The 18,470-nt window shown below is 63.4% G+C and carries 22 protein-coding genes; 16 read left to right on the top strand and 6 right to left on the bottom strand.

All coding sequences use genetic code 11. The features are described 5' to 3' along the window. The first annotated feature begins 161 nt into the window (after positions 1 to 161). Both ACDC66_RS02265 and ACDC66_RS02260 read left to right on the top strand, forming a co-directional pair. Complete coding sequence (locus ACDC66_RS02265) at positions 162 to 761, top strand: HNH endonuclease (RefSeq protein WP_376695048.1); 600 nt, start codon at positions 162 to 164, stop codon at positions 759 to 761. Then, positions 761 to 1,678, top strand: a complete 918-nt coding sequence (locus ACDC66_RS02260; RefSeq protein ID WP_376695047.1) for a 5'-3' exonuclease — start codon at positions 761 to 763, stop codon at positions 1,676 to 1,678. Before ACDC66_RS02265 ends, ACDC66_RS02260 begins: the two co-directional genes overlap by 1 nt. A gap of 31 nt (positions 1,679 to 1,709) precedes the next feature. On the opposite strand, the gene ACDC66_RS02255 is transcribed toward ACDC66_RS02260, so the two are convergent. Continuing rightward, positions 1,710 to 3,155, bottom strand: a complete 1,446-nt coding sequence (locus ACDC66_RS02255; protein WP_376695046.1) for an SMP-30/gluconolactonase/LRE family protein — start codon at positions 3,153 to 3,155, stop codon at positions 1,710 to 1,712. An 86-nt stretch (positions 3,156 to 3,241) separates the two neighbouring features. Between ACDC66_RS02255 and ACDC66_RS02250 the strand changes: the two genes are divergently transcribed. Next, positions 3,242 to 3,769 carry an NUDIX hydrolase gene (locus ACDC66_RS02250; protein WP_376695045.1) on the top strand — a complete coding sequence of 176 codons (528 nt, stop codon included), beginning with the start codon at positions 3,242 to 3,244 and terminating at the stop codon, positions 3,767 to 3,769. Positions 3,770 to 3,773: 4 nt separating this feature from the next. On the opposite strand, the gene ACDC66_RS02245 is transcribed toward ACDC66_RS02250, so the two are convergent. After that, on the bottom strand, positions 3,774 to 4,181 hold the full coding sequence (locus tag ACDC66_RS02245; protein ID WP_376695044.1) for an MAPEG family protein: 408 nt from the start codon (positions 4,179 to 4,181) through the stop codon (positions 3,774 to 3,776). Positions 4,182 to 4,278: 97 nt separating this feature from the next. Here ACDC66_RS02245 and ACDC66_RS02240 point away from each other — a divergent pair, with 97 nt between their 5' ends. Together ACDC66_RS02240 and ACDC66_RS02235 are read left to right on the top strand one after the other, a co-directional pair. Continuing rightward, on the top strand, positions 4,279 to 5,265 hold the full coding sequence (locus tag ACDC66_RS02240) for an isoaspartyl peptidase/L-asparaginase family protein (protein ID WP_376695043.1): 987 nt from the start codon (positions 4,279 to 4,281) through the stop codon (positions 5,263 to 5,265). Further along, positions 5,262 to 5,459: a CPXCG motif-containing cysteine-rich protein gene (locus ACDC66_RS02235; RefSeq protein WP_376695042.1), complete on the top strand. Its 198-nt coding sequence runs from the start codon at positions 5,262 to 5,264 to the stop codon at positions 5,457 to 5,459. The genes ACDC66_RS02240 and ACDC66_RS02235 overlap by 4 nt, the downstream gene beginning before the upstream one ends. Before the next feature lies 1 nt (position 5,460). Here the strand turns inward: ACDC66_RS02235 and metF are convergent, their stop codons facing one another. The 3 genes from metF to metK all read right to left on the bottom strand — a co-directional run bounded on the left by metF (position 5,461) and on the right by metK (position 9,233). Continuing rightward, entirely contained in the window at positions 5,461 to 6,321 is an 861-nt protein-coding gene (gene metF, locus ACDC66_RS02230) for a methylenetetrahydrofolate reductase [NAD(P)H] (protein ID WP_376695041.1), read from the bottom strand. Positions 6,322 to 6,412: 91 nt separating this feature from the next. Further along, a complete protein-coding gene (gene ahcY, locus ACDC66_RS02225) occupies positions 6,413 to 7,873 on the bottom strand; it encodes an adenosylhomocysteinase (protein ID WP_376695040.1) in 1,461 nt (486 codons plus the stop codon). Between the two features lie 142 nt (positions 7,874 to 8,015). After that, the gene (metK, locus tag ACDC66_RS02220; protein ID WP_376695039.1) at positions 8,016 to 9,233 is read right to left on the bottom strand and encodes a methionine adenosyltransferase; all 1,218 of its coding nucleotides are present in this window, start codon (positions 9,231 to 9,233) and stop codon (positions 8,016 to 8,018) included. A 122-nt stretch (positions 9,234 to 9,355) separates the two neighbouring features. On the opposite strand from metK, the gene ACDC66_RS02215 reads away from it, so the two are divergent. From ACDC66_RS02215 to ACDC66_RS02165, 11 genes are read left to right on the top strand one after another with little or no spacing between them, the layout of a single operon-like run. Continuing rightward, the gene (locus ACDC66_RS02215) at positions 9,356 to 10,777 is read left to right on the top strand and encodes a phospholipase D-like domain-containing protein (RefSeq protein ID WP_376695038.1); all 1,422 of its coding nucleotides are present in this window, start codon (positions 9,356 to 9,358) and stop codon (positions 10,775 to 10,777) included. A gap of 49 nt (positions 10,778 to 10,826) precedes the next feature. Beyond that, a complete protein-coding gene (locus tag ACDC66_RS02210) occupies positions 10,827 to 11,312 on the top strand; it encodes a Na+/H+ antiporter subunit E (RefSeq protein ID WP_376695037.1) in 486 nt (161 codons plus the stop codon). Then, on the top strand, positions 11,309 to 11,602 hold the full coding sequence (locus ACDC66_RS02205; protein WP_376695036.1) for a monovalent cation/H+ antiporter complex subunit F: 294 nt from the start codon (positions 11,309 to 11,311) through the stop codon (positions 11,600 to 11,602). The genes ACDC66_RS02210 and ACDC66_RS02205 overlap by 4 nt, the downstream gene beginning before the upstream one ends. Further along, on the top strand, positions 11,595 to 11,924 hold the full coding sequence (gene mnhG, locus ACDC66_RS02200) for a monovalent cation/H(+) antiporter subunit G (RefSeq protein WP_376695035.1): 330 nt from the start codon (positions 11,595 to 11,597) through the stop codon (positions 11,922 to 11,924). The genes ACDC66_RS02205 and mnhG overlap by 8 nt, the downstream gene beginning before the upstream one ends. A 26-nt stretch (positions 11,925 to 11,950) precedes the next feature. Further along, complete coding sequence (locus ACDC66_RS02195; protein ID WP_376695034.1) at positions 11,951 to 12,475, top strand: DUF4040 domain-containing protein; 525 nt, start codon at positions 11,951 to 11,953, stop codon at positions 12,473 to 12,475. Then, positions 12,472 to 12,918, top strand: a complete 447-nt coding sequence (locus tag ACDC66_RS02190) for a Na(+)/H(+) antiporter subunit B (RefSeq protein ID WP_376695033.1) — start codon at positions 12,472 to 12,474, stop codon at positions 12,916 to 12,918. The genes ACDC66_RS02195 and ACDC66_RS02190 overlap by 4 nt, the downstream gene beginning before the upstream one ends. Continuing rightward, entirely contained in the window at positions 12,918 to 13,289 is a 372-nt protein-coding gene (locus ACDC66_RS02185; protein WP_376695032.1) for a cation:proton antiporter subunit C, read from the top strand. Before ACDC66_RS02190 ends, ACDC66_RS02185 begins: the two co-directional genes overlap by 1 nt. Beyond that, positions 13,286 to 14,770: a monovalent cation/H+ antiporter subunit D family protein gene (locus ACDC66_RS02180; protein WP_376695031.1), complete on the top strand. Its 1,485-nt coding sequence runs from the start codon at positions 13,286 to 13,288 to the stop codon at positions 14,768 to 14,770. Before ACDC66_RS02185 ends, ACDC66_RS02180 begins: the two co-directional genes overlap by 4 nt. Further along, positions 14,767 to 16,227, top strand: coding sequence for a proton-conducting transporter transmembrane domain-containing protein (locus tag ACDC66_RS02175; protein WP_376695030.1), 1,461 nt, complete (start codon positions 14,767 to 14,769; stop codon positions 16,225 to 16,227). The genes ACDC66_RS02180 and ACDC66_RS02175 overlap by 4 nt, the downstream gene beginning before the upstream one ends. After that, a complete protein-coding gene (locus ACDC66_RS02170; protein ID WP_376695029.1) occupies positions 16,224 to 16,517 on the top strand; it encodes a hypothetical protein in 294 nt (97 codons plus the stop codon). Before ACDC66_RS02175 ends, ACDC66_RS02170 begins: the two co-directional genes overlap by 4 nt. Further along, on the top strand, positions 16,518 to 18,206 hold the full coding sequence (locus ACDC66_RS02165; protein WP_376695028.1) for a Na(+)/H(+) antiporter subunit D: 1,689 nt from the start codon (positions 16,518 to 16,520) through the stop codon (positions 18,204 to 18,206). Here the strand turns inward: ACDC66_RS02165 and ACDC66_RS02160 are convergent. Then, positions 18,203 to 18,469, bottom strand: a complete 267-nt coding sequence (locus tag ACDC66_RS02160) for a hypothetical protein (RefSeq protein WP_376695027.1) — start codon at positions 18,467 to 18,469, stop codon at positions 18,203 to 18,205. The two genes, ACDC66_RS02165 and ACDC66_RS02160, sit on opposite strands and share 4 nt — an antisense overlap. Position 18,470: the final 1 nt, after the last annotated feature.

Below are 18,470 nucleotides of genomic sequence, written 5' to 3'. Positions count from 1 at the left end.
GACAGTTTCAACTGAATCGACCGAACGGCAAAGCAAAACAACCGTGCAGATTTCGACGCGGCGCCAATGGGTTGCATTTGCACGCAAAATCCGGATGATATAGTCGCAACGCAGGTTTCGCGACCCAACATCTTGGGTAGGTAGAGCCTGGAGAGCACAATATGCTGAACCTGGACCAGCAAGTACTGCGAACCGACGTGACCGGCATGCCGCTCGAATGGATCGGCTACCAGGATGCGGTTCGCCTCATCGTTCTCGATCAGGTCTGCTACGCCCTGGGCAGCGTGCTCTACCGTCTGCACGGCGGCATCAACGCCAGCAGCGGACAGCGCACTGAAATTCCGGTCAACGCCATCATCGCCACGAACGGCTCCCATCCGGACGCCCACCGCTTCTACGATCGCTATACGCCGCCGCTTTCCAACCGCGCCCTGTTCCGCCGCGACGAGAGCCTGTGCCTGTATTGCGGCGAGCAGTTTCGCGACCGTGATCTGTCGCGCGATCACGTGCACCCGCTTTCGCAGGGGGGTGTCGACACCTGGGCCAACGTGGTCACCGCCTGCAAGCGCTGCAACAATCACAAGGGTTCCCGCACACCCGAGGAAGCGGGCATGCAACTGCTGGCCATCCCGTTCACGCCCACACACGCCGAATACGTTTACCTGCAGGGTCGGCGTATCCTGGCCGACCAGATGGAATTTTTGCTCGCACACTTCCCGCGCAACAGCGTCCTGCGCAAGCGCCTGGCCGCAACTTTTTAATGGTATCGGCTCCCGAAACGCCGGGCGGCCGACCGGTCTTCCTGGTCGATGCCAGCGTCTACATCTTTCGCGCCTGGTACAGCATGCCCGACCGTTTTGCCGACCCGGCCGGGAACCCGACCAACGCGGTCTATGGCTTTGCCCGCTTCCTGTGCGAACTGCTCGAGCAGACGCAGGCCGGCCACGTGGCGGTGGCCTTCGACGAGTCGCTGACCAGCTCGTTCCGCAACGAAATCTATCCCGAGTACAAGGCCAATCGGGAACCCGCCCCGGAGCAGCTAAAGCGCCAGTTCGCCTGGTGCCAGGATCTCGGCCGGGCGCTCGGCCTGACCGTCTGTGCCGATGGCTACTACGAGGCCGACGATCTCATCGCCACGCTGGCCAGCCAGTGCCGCGCGCGGAAACAATCGGTCTGCGTGGTCACCGGCGACAAGGATCTCGCCCAGTTGCTGGTCGATGACGACCATTGGTGGGATTTCTCGCGCCGCCGTCGTTTGGACAGCCGCGGAATATTCGAGCATTTCGGCGTGCATCCGCACCAGATCGCCGACTTCCTGGCGCTGACCGGCGACGCCGTCGACAACATCCCCGGCGTACCCGGCGTGGGCCCCAAGACGGCGAGCGCACTGCTGGCGCACTTCGGCAGCCTGGACGCGCTCTACGATCGACTCGACGAGATCGCCTGGCTGAAGATCCGGGGCGCAAAAACGCTGGCAAAAAAACTGAGGGAAAACGAACCGGCGGCGCGGTTGGCGCGCCGCCTGACGGGGCTGCACTGCGAGGTCCCGATGCTCACCGATATCGGCGAGCTCGAGCGCACCGGCGGCGATGCCGATGCGCTCGACGCCCTGCTCGACGGCCTGGGGTTCGGCCGCCCGCTACGCGAGCGGCTGCATCGGCTGAGACTACACAGCTAACTATTGGGCCACGAGGCTAATTAGGTAACGCTCAGCCGTCCTGTTCATCGATCGGAACACCCCGACCCTGCCTCTTGAGCTGCTCGAGAACCTGCTGCCCCACGACCTGAACCGAGGCCGCGTCCACATCGAGCTGCATGATCGGGACATCGGGCAGGTTGTCGACCGCATTACCCTTCTGATCGACATGCGGCCAGTGGCTGCCTGCGAGGAAATACAACATTTGCCCGTCCATGGTACCGAACGTCGGGGTATCGAATTCTTCCTTTGCGGCAGCAAGGGGAGCAACCGAAGTCACGCCCAGCCCGTCGGGACCCAGCTCAAGGCGGACAACTCGCTGCGGCGAAATGCCGTTCTGAATGGCAACCAGGTGATCGTTCCACCAGTAAAGTCCGTCGATACCGCCGGCGTTGAAGGTCTCGGGCACGGCCAACTGCCAGGCCTGCTCACCGCCCGTGGCGTCGACAACCAGGATGCCGAGCTCATAGTCAGCCACGTATAGCAGGCTGTCGTCGTCGTTGAGGGCAATGCCGCGCAGACTAGTGAAATTGGGATGGGCGAAATAGGGCTTGATCTGTTCCTGGCCGGGCTCGAGCCGATAGACGATCGGCGCCTGCGTATCGGCCGCGAATATCGTGCCGTCGCCGGCTAGCGTCAAGGATCCGATCAGGTTGCGCTGGTCGTCGGTGCTCAGCGTGTACTGCTCCTGGAGTTCACCATTCTCCAGATCGAGGCGCAGCAATGCGCTGTTAGCGCCTTCTTCGGCTTCCGGTCCCTGGTAATGCGAAACCCGGCCTACGGCGGCCCACAGGTGCCTCCGTTCGGCGTCGACGGCAATATCGAAAACCGAAGCCAGCTCCGGCACTGTTTCGGGGGAAGCAAACATGTCCCAGGATTCGCCATCTTCACTGACTAGAATCTCGCCGTCCCGGATTGTCCCCACGAAAATCCGTTCCGAGGCGCTGTCGAAAGCCATCGCTTCGGGCATGGCGTGCTCGCTATCGAGGGTCGACCAGGTGCTGGCGTCGCCGAACGGCTGGCCAGCCTCGGTCATCAGCTGCTTGAGATGGTCGTAGAGGCTGTGCTCGCGCAGCGGCTCAACAGCCTCGATTGCATCCCAGTCGACCGATAAGCCCTGCTGCTGCATCTTGAGCATGATGTTGAATGCTTCCCTGAGATTGCCGAGAAGAGCGTTTCCCTCGACCAGCTGTCGCATGAAATCCTGGTTGTAGGGTCTGAGCTTATGCAATTCCCGGGTCGCCTCGACCCAGCCTTCGATATCCTGGCTCTGGTAGGCGTTCGCCGCCTTGCGAATCCAGTGCGACATCTGCTGTCCCGGCGGCGGACCGGCCGACTGTTCGGGCCCGGGCTCCGGCGCGGAGTCCGGTTGATTGACTTCGGCCTCGGACTGAGCCGATGCGGTCACAGCCAGGAGCAGGCCGGCCAGGAGGCTGATTAGAATGGCGGAAATGCGCATAATCCTTGTTTCCTGTTGATGATTGTTCGCGGACATTGGGACTGTTGTCGACGTAATTCGTTCAACCCGACAAGGACGCCGAAACCATGGCGAAAACGACAGACAACGACGCGTTATTGTACGCCGGTCGCTACCTGACTCTGATCGATCGTCGCGGATGGGAGTTGCTCTCGCGCCAGCATCGCGTGGCCGTGATCGTGGCCTGGACCCCAGAGGACGACCTTCTGCTGGTCGAGCAATACCGTATTCCGCTCGAGCGGCCCACCATCGAACTGCCCGCCGGGCTGGTCGGCGACACGCCCGGCCGGGAAGACGAACCGATTCTGGAAGCGGCAGCGCGCGAGCTCGAGGAGGAAACCGGCTGGCGGGCCGGTCGGGTATCCGAGATCATGCCCTGTCCCACCTCGGCCGGCATGACCGACGAGATGGCCGTATTCGTTCGCGCAACGGAACTGAAACGAATCGGCGACGGCGGCGGTGATGCCAGCGAGGAGATCCGGGTGCACGCGGTCAGCCGGGCGCAGGTCGATCAATGGCTGTCCGATCGACACGCCGAGGGATTCGCCATCGACCCCAAGATCTACACGGCGCTGTACTGGAGCCGAAAAACCTGAAAGGTCAGATGATCCAGCGCCCCACCGCCGTGGCAACCAGCATCAAGCCGGCAATGGCGATGACCAGCCAGGTCAGCGCGGTGCCCCAGAAACGACCGGGCGTGTAGCCCGCGCTTCGATTCAGGCCCACGAATCCGTGCATCAGGCGTCCGGCAAGCAACCCAAGCCCAAGCAGGTGCAGCACCCAGGCAGGCGCGGCCGTGCCGGCTTCAACCAGGGCGAGCATGATCAGGCTCATGGGAACGTACTCGGCGAAATTGGCGTGCGCGCGCACCGCAAGATTGAGTGACTCATGGCCACCGCTGCCCAGGCCCACCTGGAGGCTTCGGCGCAGGCGTACCACCTGCAGGGCGAGCCCCAGGAACACCAGCCCCAACAGGCCTGCATAAAAGATTGTGATCGAAAAGGACATGACGACTCCCCGGAGATTCAGGTCGAGCAGTATAGTGCTGGTGCTAGACTGCACCAAGCTGCATTTGATCAAACAATGACAAACGGACTGTACCAATATGCTTCGAATTTTCCTCCTCGCGGCCACGCTGCTGGCCGCCCCGCTTGCCGTGGCTGAATCACCGGTCGCCATCGCCATCCACGGCGGGGCCGGAACGATCCTTCCGGAGAAGATGACCGATGATCGCGAGCAGGCCATTCGCGCCGCGCTGGAACAGGCGGCCCAGGCCGGGCACGAAGTGCTCGAATCCGGCGAGCCGGCGCTCGATGCCGTCGTGGCGGCCATCCGTATTCTCGAGGACTCACCCGAATTCAATGCCGGGCGCGGCGCGGTACTGACCAACACCGGCACGGTCGAGATGGACGCCTCCATCATGGACGGCGCCAATCTCGAAGCCGGCGCGGTCGCCTCGGTCAAGCGCATCCGCCACCCAATCGAAGCCGCCCGGCTGGTGATGCACGACTCGCCGCACGTGATGCTGATGGGCGAAGGCGCCATGAGCTTCGCCGGAGATCATGGCCTGGAATTCATGGACGAGGACTGGTTCATCACCGATTTCCGGCGCGAGCAGCTCGAGTCCATCCGATCCGATGAACAGGCGGCCACCCAGTTGTCGGAGAGCTGGCACTCCACGGTCGGGGCCGTTGCTCTGGACAGCCATGGCAATCTCGCCGCCGCAACCTCCACCGGCGGCATGGCCAACAAGCGCTGGGGCCGCGTCGGCGACTCACCCATCATTGGTGCGGGCACCTATGCCGACAACCGCGCCTGCGCTGTTTCGGCCACCGGGCACGGCGAGTTCTTCATCCGTCACGTCGCCGCCCACAGCATCTGCAGCTTGGTGCGCCTGGCCGGCATGACCCTAGACGATGCCGCCGATCAGTTCATCAATGAAACACTCAAGGAAGCCGGCGCCGATGGCGGTGTGATCGCCGTCGATCCGCAAGGCAACGTGACCATGCCCTTCAACACGCCCGGCATGTACCGTGCCGCCATCCACGCCGACGGCCGCTTCGAAATCGCCATCTACCGCGACGAGGAATGATGGACGAGAGCGGACACGGCGAAGACTTTGGCTTCGCCTGCCCCTGGTGCGATGAACCCAACGAACTATTGATCGACCCCGACGAGCGCGGACAGGTGGTCGTCATGGACTGCCGGGTCTGCTGCCGCCCGATCGAGATCGCGATACCACTCGACCCGGCCGTGGCGCCGGATGTGCGGCCCGAGGACCAGTAATTCAGGCGACGTTGGTTTCGTTTTTTCCGAGCCCGAGGTTGCGGCAAAGCGCCAGCGGCGCCTTTGCTCGATTGAGCGTATAGAAGTGAATGCCCGGCGCGCCGCCTTCGAGCAGGCGCCGGCACAGATCGGTAACGACCTCCTCTCCGAAAGCCCGCAACGACGCCATGTCGTCTGCCGCTTCCCAGGCTTCTATGCGCTTGGCGATCCACAGCGGGATTTCGGCGCCGCACATGCGCGAGAAGCGGGCCAGGCCCGAGTAGTTGGTAATCGGCATGATGCCCGGAACGATGGGCACATTTACGCCGGCCGCGCGGGCATCGTCGACGAAACGGAAATAGCTCTCGGCACTGAAGAAGTACTGCGTAATGGCGCCGTCGGCACCGGCATCGACCTTGGCGCGAAAATGCTGGATGTCGGTTCTCGGCGTCTTCGACTCAGGGTGATGCTCCGGATAGCAGGCAACCTCGATGTGAAAACGGTCGCCGTAGTGCTCCCGAATGAAATGCACCAGGTCGACGGCGTAATCGAACACACCGGAGCCGCCACCGGAGGGCCGATCACCACGCAACACCACAAGCCGCTCGATACCGTTGTCACGGTAGTCGTCGAGCAGGTCGCGGATGCTGTCGATGTCCTCGGACATGCAGGAAATATGCGGCGCCGCCGGCACCCCGGTCGCCTCGGCAATACTTCGGACCGTCTCGAAAGTGCGCGTGCGCGTCGAACCGCCGGCCCCGAAGGTTACCGACATGTACTCCGGGCCGAGCTCGGCAAGGTGATCACGCGATCGCTCGAAGGTTTCCTGCTGCTTGTCGTTCTTGGGCGGAAAGAACTCGAAGCTGAGTTGGGGATTGCTCATAAGGTTTCAGTTTTCAGGGTTCAGGTTTCAGGGCGGGCTCCGGTCCAGGATTCCCTGAACCCTGAACCCTGAACCCTGAAACCCTCTTCCCTTAGTAGCGATAATGCTCCGGCTTGTAAGGCCCTTCGACCTGAACACCGATGTAGTCGGCCTGTTCCGGCCTGAGTTCGGTCAGGCGAACACCGATGCGTTCCAGGTGCAGCCGGGCGACCTTTTCGTCCAGGTGCTTGGGCAGCACGTAGACCTGGTTTTCGTAGCGATCGCCGTGCTTGAAAAGCTCGATCTGCGCCAGCGTCTGGTTGGTGAAGCTGTTCGACATCACGAAGCTCGGGTGGCCGGTCGCGCAGCCCAGGTTCACCAGGCGACCGCGGGCGAGCAGGATGATCTTGTTGCCGTCGGGGAAGGTGATGTGATCGACCTGCGGCTTGATTTCATCCCACTCGTACTGGTCGAGGCTGGCCACGTCGATTTCGTTGTCGAAGTGACCGATGTTGCAGACGATCGCCTCGTCCTTCATGCGGCGCATGTGGTCGTGGTTGATGACGTTGTAGTTGCCGGTGGCGGTCACGAAGATATCCGCCGCCTCGACCACGCCTTCGTCTTCCAGGTTGACCACCTTGTAGCCTTCCATCGCGGCCTGCAGGGCGCAGATGGGATCGACTTCGGTAATCCAGACATTGGCCGACAGCGCCCTGAGCGACTGAGCCGAGCCCTTGCCGACATCGCCGTAACCGCAGACGATGGCGGTCTTGCCGGCGATCATTACGTCGGTGGCGCGCTTGATGGCGTCGACCAGTGACTCGCGGCAACCGTAGAGGTTGTCGAACTTCGACTTGGTGACCGAATCGTTGACGTTGATGGCCGGGAATTTCAGCGTGCCTTCGCGCTCCATACGGTAGAGACGATTAACGCCGGTGGTGGTTTCCTCGGTCACGCCCTGGATGTTGTCGAGCGCCTGTGCATACCAGCCCGGGCTGGATTCGAGACGCTTCCTGATGGCGGCGAACAGGGCTTTTTCTTCCTCGCTGCCCGGATTATCGAGCACGCTTGGATCCTGCTCGGCCTGCGCGCCCAGATTGAGCAGCATGGTGGCGTCGCCGCCGTCGTCGAGAATCATGTTGGCCGTCTGTCCGTCGGGCCACTGGAAGATACGGTGCGTGAACTCCCAGTACTCGTCGAGCGATTCGCCCTTGAAAGCGAACACAGGGATTCCGCGCTCGGCAATGGCAGCCGCGGCGTGATCCTGCGTCGAGTAGATATTGCACGAAGCCCAGCGCACTTCCGCGCCGAGTTCGATCAGGGTCTCGATGAGCACGGCAGTCTGGATCGTCATGTGCAGCGAACCGGCGATCCGCGCGCCCTTGAGCGGCTGGTCGTCGGCATACTCGGCGCGGGTCTGAACCAGACCCGGCATTTCCGTCTCGGCGATCTTCATTTCCTTGCGGCCGAAGTCGGCCAGGCTTGGATCGGCGATACAGAAGTCCTTGTCGGTGGGGGCATACTGCTCGTCGAAGAGCACGCCCTTTCTTACGTCTTCAGGGTTGGCGTTCATAAGTTATTTCCTCGTTACTATTTGAATTCATTGCGATTAGAGTTGAGCGTGAAGTGTTAAGTGTGAAGTGTTAAGAGGCGGGCATCTGGAAGGATCTTGCCGTTCCTTCACACTTCACACTTCCCACTTCACACTTTGTCATTCAGATCCCTGCATCCGCGCGGAGTGCCTCGGCCTTGTCGGTCTTTTCCCAACTGAAGGTCGTGAAATGCTCGGTCACTTCGTGGCCGTCGCGGATGACTTTTGCCGAAGTCTCCTGCGGGTGGCGGCCGAAATGGCCGTGGGTCGCCGTCTGGCGATACATCGGATGCAGCAGGTCCAGGGCCTTCAGGATGCCGTACGGCCTGAGATCGAAATGTCGACGGATGAGCTCTTCGATCTTCTCCTCGGGAATCTTGTTGGTGCCGAATGTGGTCACCGAGACCGATGTCGGCTCGGCCACGCCGATGGCGTAGCTGACCTGAACCTCGCATTTGTCGGCCAGACCGGCCGCGACCACGTTCTTGGCCACGTAACGGCCGGCATAGGTAGCCGAACGATCAACTTTGGACGGGTCCTTGCCCGAAAAGGCGCCACCGCCGTGGCGCGCCATGCCGCCGTAGGTGTCGACGATGATCTTGCGCCCGGTCAGCCCGGCATCGCCGACGGGTCCGCCGATAACGAACTTGCCGGTGGGATTGATGTGATAGTGCGTGTCGTCATGCAACCACTCCGCCGGGAGCACGGGTTCGATGATGTGCTTTTTCACGCCTTCACGCAGTTCCTCCAGGCCGACGCCCTCGTCGTGCTGGGTTGATAGAACGACCGCGTCGATGGCGACCGGTTGGCCGTCCTCGTAGCGAAGCGTCACCTGGCTCTTGGCGTCGGGACGCAGCCAGGGCAGCGGATTGTCGCGGTGCTTGCGAATTCTCGTCTGCTGTTCCACCAGGCGGTGCGCGTAATAGATTGGCGCCGGCATCAGCGATTCGGTTTCGTTCGAGGCGTAACCGAACATCAAGCCCTGGTCGCCGGCCCCCTGGTTCTCGGGGATTTCGCGGTCGACGCCCTGGGCGATATCGGGTGACTGCTTGCCGATCATGTTGATGACCGAGCAGGTATGACCGTCGAAACCGACCTTCGAGGAGTCATAGCCAATGTCGACGACAACTCCACGGATCAATTCCTCGAGATCGACCCAGGCGGTGGTGGTGATTTCACCGCCAACGATGACCGCACCGGTCTTCAGGAAGGTCTCGCAGGCGACTCTGGCATGCGGGTCCCGGGTCAGAATGGCGTCCAGGATGGCGTCGGAAATCTGGTCGGCCATTTTGTCCGGGTGGCCCTCGGACACCGACTCGGAAGTGAATAGATAGGATCTCATGGCAATACGTTATCTTTTGATCGGGATAGAAAGATATTAGTGTAACTCAGGCCCGCCGCGCTTGCATCATGCGCGCCCCGGAGAAACACTGGCGAAGACTGCCTCCGGAGCACTGAGTACCGATGTCGTGGGAAACGATCGCCCTGTTGCTGTTTCATGCCTTGCTGGCACCGGCCACGGCGTTACACGCCCTTCTCTACAAGCGCGAGCCTCGCGGTGCTTTCGGCTGGATTGCAGTGTGCGTGGTCACGCCCGTGGCCGGACCGGTGCTCTACCTGTTTTTCGGGCTCAACCGGACGCGCAACCGGGCCCAGCGCTTCGCCATGCCGCCCCTGCGCTCGGGCGAGCGAGGCGAGGCTGTGGCGAATCTGCATCCCTTGCCGGAGGACCTGCCGGCAACGTTCACCGAGCTTGCCCGCAGTGGCCGTGCGCTGAGCCGTCACGCGCTCGTCGGCGGTAACGCAGTCGAGGCACTGTTCAATGGCGGGCAGGCTTACCCGGCCATGCTCAAGGCCATCGAGCAGGCCCGCAGCTACATCTGCCTGACCACGTATATCCTCGATCACGACCGGACCGGGCATTTGTTTTGCCAGGCCCTGGCCGAGGCCGTCGCGCGCGGGGTGGACGTACGCGTGCTCATCGACGGCGTGGGTGAGTGGTATTCGAGGCCGCGCGCGAGCCGTCGCCTGCGGCAGGCCGGCATCCGGACCGCCCGATTCCTGCCCCCCAGGGCGCTTCCGCCTTCAGTTTCGATCAACCTCAGAAACCATCACAAAATCCTGGTGGTGGACGACCAGGTCGGCTTCACGGGCGGCATGAACATCTCCGACCGGCACTGCGTGGACACTGCCGGGGACTCAAACCCGACAGCCGACGTGCATTTCCGCCTTCGCGGGCCGGTGGTGGGTCAACTGGCGCTGGAGTTCTACCGCACCTGGGAATTCGCGACCGGCGAAGCAGTAGACCATCAGCCAGGCGTCGACACGGAATGCGGCGAAGTGGCCTGTCGCGTAATGACCGACGGCCCGGACGAAGATCTCGACCGCATGACCATGCTACTGACTGCCGCGATCGCCAGCGCGCGGTACTCGGTCCGCATCATGACGCCCTACTTCCTGCCGCCGCGCGAGCTCATCGGCGCCTTGCAGGTAGCGGCGGTGCGCGGTATCGACGTCCACGTGGTGCTGCCGGAGACCAGCAACCTGCGCTATGTCGACTGGGCCACGCGTAACATGCTGTGGGAGCTGTTGTTCCGCGGTGTGCGCGTGAGCCTCCAGCCGGCACCGTTCAATCACGGCAAGCTTTTCGTCGTCGACGACTTCTACAGCCTGGTGGGTTCGGCCAACTGGGACCCGCGCAGCCTGCGTCTTAACTTCGAATTGCAAGTGGAGGCCTACGATGAACGCCTGGCGCAGAATCTGGGCGCGTATGTCGATAAGGCCGCAACCGCCGGGCGCGAACTCTCGCTGGCCGAAGTCGATGGCCGCCGATTCCCGGCGCGACTGCGCGATGCAGCGTGCTGGTTGTTTTCGCCTTACCTTTGAATCGGATTCACTTGCCCCGCTCCCCGAACTTGGTAGAATTCCCGCCCTTATGCGCTACTTCCTGTCGCTCGCAATCATCCTCGCCGCCCTCTGGCTCGGAATTTCCGGCGTCTACAAGCCGGTCATCCTGGCACTGGGTGCGGCCTCCGTACTGCTGGTCGTTTGGCTCTCGGCGCGTATGGAGGTGGTGGGGACCGAGCACAACCCGGTTCTCTACTCCTGGCGGCTATTGGCCTACTGGGCGTGGCTGATCTGGCAGATCATCGTCGCCAACATCAACGTCGCCCGGCTGGTGTTGCAGCCGCAGCGCATCCGACCGCGCGTGTTCCGCGCACCGGTACCGCACAAGACCTCGGTGGCCAAGGTCACCTACGCCAACTCGATCACGCTGACGCCCGGCACCGTGACGTTGCAGTTGGAGGCCGACTTCGTTGAAGTTCATGCCATCGACGATAAATCGGCCGCCGGCGTCGAGGACGGCAGCATGGCAGCGAAGGTCAGCTGGCTCGAACGTGGCCGGGAGATCGAGTCATGAATGCGGTACTCCTGATCACGATCCTGGCCGTTTTCCTGACCATGGCGCTGTCACTGGTTCGGGCGTTCCGCGGGCCGACCAACTACGACCGCATCCTGGCTGTCAACGTTTTCGGCACCAAGACCGTACTGGGTGTGGCGCTGATCGTGTTCATCACCGGCCACGACGATCTTATCGACGTGGCCCTGGTTTATGCCCTGATCAACTTCATTACGGTTGTGGCCGTACTCAAGCTGGTCAAGATGCGCGACCTGGCGGCCTCCGGCGAGGGAGACATCACCGATGGTTGATGTGGTGCTCGACTGGATTTCCTGGCTGATGCTGCTCACCGGCGGCCTCGCGGCCGTCATCGGCGGAATTGGCCTGCTGCGTTTTCCCGATTTCTACACGCGCCTGCACGCCGGCGGCATGACCGACACGCTGTGCATGCTGCTGATCATCGGCGGGCTGATCCTGCAGGCGGGCCTGAGCATCCTGTCGATCAAGCTCGCGCTGATCATGTTGTTCATGCTGTTTACAACACCGACGGCGAGCCACGCCCTGGCCCGCGCGGCCATGGTCGACGGGGTCGAGCCGGAAACGAAGCAGGGAGAGCCGCCATCGAATTCCTGATCGACATCGCCCTGCTGGCGTTGCTGGTGGTCGTGGCCGCCGCGGTTGTGCGCATGCGCGACCTGTTCGCCTCGGCCATGCTGTTCGCCATCTACTCGCTGCTGTCGGCCGGGCTGTTCGCCGTGCTCGACGCCGGCGACGTGGCCCTGACCGAGGCGGCAGTGGGCGCGGGCATCAGCACCCTGCTGATTCTCGCCGTACTGACGGTCGCTCGCCGGGACGAGAAGCCCGTACCTGGGCACAACCTGCCGGCCTTGATCGTGGTCCTGGTCACCGGCGCGGCGCTGATCTGGGCCACGCTCGACTTGCCGGAGTTCGGTGCGCCGGACAATCCCGTCCACACCCACGTCGCGCCCTACTACATCGAGCAGTCCTATCCGGACATGGGTGTGCCCAACATGGTCGCGGCCGTGCTCGCCAGCTATCGTTCCATCGATACCATCGGCGAAGCCTTCGTGATCCTGACCGCCGGCCTGGCGGTGTGGGCGCTGCTGTCGACGCGGCCGCGGCGGCGCCGCAAACTGCCGCCCGAGGGAGAGGACGCACGATGAGGGAACACGGCATCCTTCGTATTGTCGCCCGGTTCCTGATCCCACTGATCATGCTGTTCGGGCTGTATATCCAGTTCCACGGCGACTACTCGCCCGGCGGCGGTTTCCAGGCCGGCGTGGTCTTCGCCGCCGCCTGGATCCTGTTCGTACTGATCTACGGCCTGGAGGCGGCACTCAAGGTGATTCCCGAGCGCGCCATGTTCGTGCTCATGCTGCTGGGTGTCCTGTTATATGCAGCCGTCGGCGTCGCCGGTGTGCTGCTGGGCGGGCACTTCCTCGATTTCTACCCGCTGTTGCCCGGCAAACACGCGGCCCAGCAGTTCGGCATCATCACCGTCGAACTGGGCGTGGGCGTCACGGTGGCGACCGTGATGATGCTGGTCTTCACGCAATTCGCCCGCCGCCGAAGCTGGATCGAGGAAGCCGAAAGGGGAGAGGACTGATGGAAGCACTCGGCCACTTCAACTACTGGATCGTGGTCATCCTGATGATGATCGGCTTCTACTGCGTGATCGCACGCGGCAACATGGCCAAGAAGATGATCGGGCTCAACATCTTCCAGACTTCGGTATTCATTCTCTTCATTTCCGCCGGCAAGATCATCGGCGGCTCGACGCCGATCCTGCGCAAGGGCGTGGAGGTCTACTCCAACCCGCTGCCCCACGTGCTCATTCTCACCGCCATCGTGGTCGGCGTGGCCACCACGGCCGTCGGCCTGGCGCTGGCCATGCGCATCAAGGAGGCCTACGGCACGATCGAGGACGACCTGATCCACGATGACGAACCCGCGGCCGCCGACGAGGTCGATCGATGACGTTGATCGAACTGATGCCGTTCAGCGTGCTCGTGCCGCTGATCGCCGCACCCGTATGTGCGCTTCTGCCGGGACGCATCCTGCCGTGGCTGCTGGCGTTGGTTGCGGCGACCGTCAGTGCCGTCATCGCCGCCCTGGTGCTGCCACAGTCCATCGACGGTCCGTTGTCGTATGCCTTTGGCAACTGGCCGCCACCAATTGGTATCGAGTACCGCGTCGATGGCGCCAATGCCTTCGTCGCCCTGCTGGTCAGTGGTCTTGCGGCGCTGGCCACACTGTGGGGTCGCAAGAGCGTCGACGAGGAACTCGACCAGCCGCAGGGCGTGTTCTACAGCCTGTTCTTGCTCGCCCTGGCCGGCCTGATGGGTATCACGCTCACCGGCGATGCCTTCAACGTGTTCGTATTCCTCGAGGTCTCCTCGCTGTCGACTTACGCCCTGATCGCCCACGGCTCCGACCGCCGTGCCCTGCTGGCCTCGTTCCGCTACCTGATCATGGGTACCGTCGGCGCCACCTTCTTCCTGATCGGCGTCGGCTTCCTCTACATCATGACCGGCACGCTCAACATGGCCGACCTGGCCGAGCGGCTGCCGGCTGTCGCCGACACCCGAACCGTGCAGGTTGCGCTGGCCTTCATTATTGTCGGCATGGGGCTCAAGCTGGCCATGCTGCCGCTGCACCTGTGGCTGCCCAACGCCTACACTTACGCGCCCAACTTCATCAGCGTCTTTCTCGCCGGCACGGCCACCAAGGTGGCGCTGTACGTGATGATCCGCATGATCTACACGGTTTTCGGCGCCGATTACAGCTATGCCGTGCTGCCGCTGACTGCGGTGTTCCTGGCACTCGCCCTGGCCGGCATGTTCATCGGCGCCTGGACGGCCATTTTCCAGGCCAACCTCAAGCGCATGCTCGCCTGGTCGTCGATTTCGCAGGTCGGCTACATGCTGCTCGGCCTTGCCCTGGGCACGGTGGCGGGCCTTACGGCCACCTTCCTGCACCTGTTCAACCATGCGTTGATCAAGGCCGCGCTTTTTATGGCCGTGGGCACCGTCATGTACCAGGTCGGATCGGCGCGCATCGAGGCGTTCCGCGGTCTGGGCCGCCAGATGCCCTGGACCATGACCGCCTTCGCCCTGGCCGGGCTGTCGATCATCGGCATCCCGACCACCGCCGGCTTCATCAGCAAGTGGTATTTGATCCTGGCGGCCATGGACGCCGGTCACGCCTGGCTGGTGGCGCTGATCGTGATCAGCTCCCTGATGGCCGTCGTCTACGTCTGGCGCGTGATCGAAGCGGCCTGGTTCCAGCCGCGGCCGGCTGACGCCGAAGCGGTGCGCGAAGCGCCCCTCGCCCTGCTCTTGCCGCTGTGGCTGGTGGTCGGGCTCAACTTCTGGTTCGGTCTCGACACCCGCCTGCCGGTCGCCGGCGCCACGGCCGCGGCCGAAGCCCTGTTCGGGCCGACGGGGGTCGCACCATGAGCCCGTTGACCGTCATCCTGATTCCGTTCGCAGGCGCGATCGCCATCGCGCTCGCCGCCGGCCAGCCGCGCCTGCGCGACACGCTCGGCTGGATCGCGGCCATTGCCTTCTTCGTCGGCGTCCTCCAGCAGGTCGGGCCCGTACTCGACGGTGCCGGCCGCGAACAATTGCTCTGGTCGATCCTGCCCGGGCTGGATCTGGCGCTGCGCGTCGAGCCGCTGGGCCTCATCTTCGCCCTGGTGGCCTCGACGTTGTGGCTGGTGGCCACGCTCTACGCACAGAGCTACATGAAGGCGATGAACTACCCGCACCTGGGGCGGTTCTTTGCTTGCTACGCCCTGGCGCTGGGCGCGGCCGCCGGCGTAGCCTTCGCCGACAACCTGATCACGCTGTTCATCTTCTACGAGATTCTCACGATCTCGACCTATCCGCTGGTTACGCACTCGGGCAATGCCGACGCCCGCCGCGGTGGACGGATCTATCTAGGCTACCTGCTGACCTCCTCGATCGGCCTGCTGCTGGTCGCCATCCTGTGGACGTACTTTGCCACCGGCACCGTGCAGTTCAGCGAAGGCGGCATCCTGGCCGGCCACGTCGACGAGACCTGGCTACCGCTGCTGGCCGGCCTGTTCTTCTTCGGCATCGGCAAGGCCGCACTGATGCCGATGCACCGCTGGCTGCCGGCGGCGATGGTCGCGCCGGCCCCGGTCAGCGCCCTGTTGCATGCCGTGGCCGTGGTCAAGGCCGGTGTCTTCACCGTGCTCAAGGTGGCCGTCTACGTCTTCGGCATCGACCTGCTGGCCGACACTTCCGCGGCCCTGTGGATCGCCTGGGTAGCGGCGTTTACCATCATCGCGGCCTCGGTCGTGGCGCTGCGCCTGGACGACCTCAAGGCGCGGCTGGCCTACTCGACGGTAGCGCAGTTGAGCTACGTGGTGCTCGGTGCGCTGGTGGCCACGCCCCTGGCGCTGGTCGGCGCGGTCATGCAATTGGCTTTCCATGCTGCCGCCAAGATCACCCTGTTCTTTGCCGCCGGCTCGATCCAGGTCGCGCACAACCGCAAGAAAATCAGCCAGCTCAACGGCCTGGGGCGCGCCATGCCGCTGACTTTCGCCGCCTTCACCGTGGCGGCGCTGAGCATCATCGGCCTGCCGCTGGTCGCCGGCATGTGGTCGAAATGGTATCTGTTGCTGGGCTCGCTCGAGGCCGAGCAGTGGATTCTGGTCGTGGCCCTGCTGGCCAGTTCGCTGCTTAATATCGTTTACCTGCTGGCGATTCCGGTGCGCGCATTCTTCCTGCCGCCCGCCGACGCGCAGGTCCCCGACAAGATCAAGGAAGCACCCTGGCCCATGGTCACCGCCATGCTGATCACCTCGGGACTTTGCATCTTCTTCTTTTTCCGGCCCGACCTGGTATTCGACCTGGCGGCCATGCTGATTGACGGAGGCCTGTCATGAGCGAGCCGAGCGATCGCGGCAAGGGCTGGGTCGAGCAGCCGAAGAACATCGACCGCATTGTCTACACCCTGTATGCGGTCTGCGCCGTGGTGTTCGCGCTCGATCTGTTCGTCGAACGCCACGAATACCTCGGCTTCGCCAACTGGTTCGGATTCTACGCCTGGTATGGCTTCGTGGCCTGCGTCGGCCTGGTGGTCGCGGCCAAGGGTCTGCGTCGGCTGATCATGCGGTCCGAGGACTACTACGAAGACACGCCGCCGGGCCACGATAGCCGGGAGGACGAGCGATAAATGGCTGCCTGGTTCGCCAATCCCGCATGGCTTCTGATCATCGGTGGCTTGATCCTGCCGCTGTTCGGTTATCGCTTGCGCTGCGCGCTGCTGCTGATCGTGCCGGTTATCGCCGCCGTCTGGCTGCTGCAAATGCCGCGGCCGCTGACCGTCGAAACCGAACTGCTCGGCTATGCCCTGATGCCCGTGCGCCTCGACGGCCTGTCGTTCGTCTTTGCGCTGATCTTTCTGATCGCCGCCTTCCTGACCGGGCTGTTCATGCTTTCCAACCGCAGCCGGCTGGAGCCGGCGGCAATGCTGGTCTACGCCGGCGCCGCCGTGGCCGCCGCGCTGGCCGGCGACCTGCTCACGCTATTCCTCTACTGGGAGGCGACGGCGCTGGCTTCGGTGCTGATCATTCTGGCCAACGGCCCACAGACCTTCCGCGTGAGCATGCGCTACCTGGTGATGCAGGTAGCCTCGGGTCTGCTGCTGCTGACCGGCGCCCTGATCTACTTCCGCTCGACCGGTTCGTTCGAGTTCGGCCACCTGGGACTCGATGCCCCGGGCGGCTGGCTGATCTTTTTCGCTTTCGGTATCAAGGCCGCCTTCCCCTTCCTGCACAACTGGCTGCAGGATGCCTACCCGGCGGCCAGCCCCACCGGCACCGTGGCGCTCTCGGCCTTTACCACCAAGCTGGCCATCTACGCCCTGGCGCGCGGCTATGCCGGCACCGAGATCCTGATTCCCATCGGCGCATTGATGACGGCGTTTCCGATTTTCTACGCGGTGATCGAGAACGACCTGCGGCGGGTGCTCGCCTACAGCCTCAACAACCAGCTCGGCTTCATGGTCGTCGGCATCGGCATCGGTACCGAGCTGGCGCTCAACGGCACCGCCGCCCACGCCTTCACCCATATCCTCTACAAGGCGCTGTTGTTCATGTCGATGGGTGCGGTGCTCTATCGCGCCGGCACGGTCAAGGGCTCGGAACTGGGCGGACTGTACAAGTCCATGCCCTGGACGATGGTCTTCTGCGTGGTGGGCGCGGCGTCAATTTCGGCCTTCCCCCTGTTTTCCGGCTTCATCAGCAAGTCGCTGATCCTGAGCAGTGCCGGCTACCAGGGCTTGTGGTTCGTCTGGCTGGTGCTGGTATTCGCCTCCGCCGGCGTGTTCCACCATTCTGGCATCAAGATCCCGTTTTTCGCCTTCTTCGCCCACGACTCCGGCATCCGCTGCAAGGAAGCGCCCTGGAACATGCTGCTGGCGATGGGGATTACTGCCGCGCTTTGCATCGGGATCGGTGTCTTCCCCGGGCCGCTCTACGACATCCTGCCCTACGCCGTCGACTACGAGCCGTATACGGCCAGCCACGTGCTCACGCAGATGCAGCTGCTGCTGTTCTCAGCCCTGGCGTTTACCGTGCTGATGCGCACCGGCATCTATCCACCGGAGCTGCGCTCGACCAACCTCGACAGCGACTGGCTCTACCGCCGCCTGCTGCCGGCCGGCATCGACCGCATCGCGTTGGCAATGGAATTCCTGTTCGAGCAGTTTGCCCGGGCCGGACGCCGTGTGGGAACGACGCTCACGCGCGAAGGCTACGACGGCATGCCGGGGCGAACCTGGCCGGTCGGTGCCATGGCGCTGTGGGTAGCCGCCCTGCTGGCGGTCCTGCTGATATTCGGGATACTTGAAACCGTCGTTTAGTCCTTGTCGCGCTTGTGCCGGTGAACCACGCGGTACTCGACGTCGACCAGGCCGTCGTCACGTCTGCTCCTCGTCGTCCCGCCGAGCCAGCGGCGCACGGTCAGCACCACGAATCCGATGATCGCGGCGCCGGCGGCGATAGCGAGAAAGATCACGCCCACAAAAAAGCTCAGGGCGAGAACGCCGATGCCCAGAAGGACCAGCCCGAGCCGTGCGAGCGGACTCGCCGGCGGCTGGTAGAATCGTTGCCATGGATCTTGCATG

The organism is Wenzhouxiangella psychrophila (genome assembly GCF_042310375.1).
In the GTDB taxonomy this organism is placed as follows: Bacteria; Pseudomonadota; Gammaproteobacteria; order Xanthomonadales; family Wenzhouxiangellaceae; genus Wenzhouxiangella.
The sequence above is the reverse complement of the archived record's forward strand: the minus strand, read 5'-3'. Positions and strand labels throughout refer to the sequence as shown.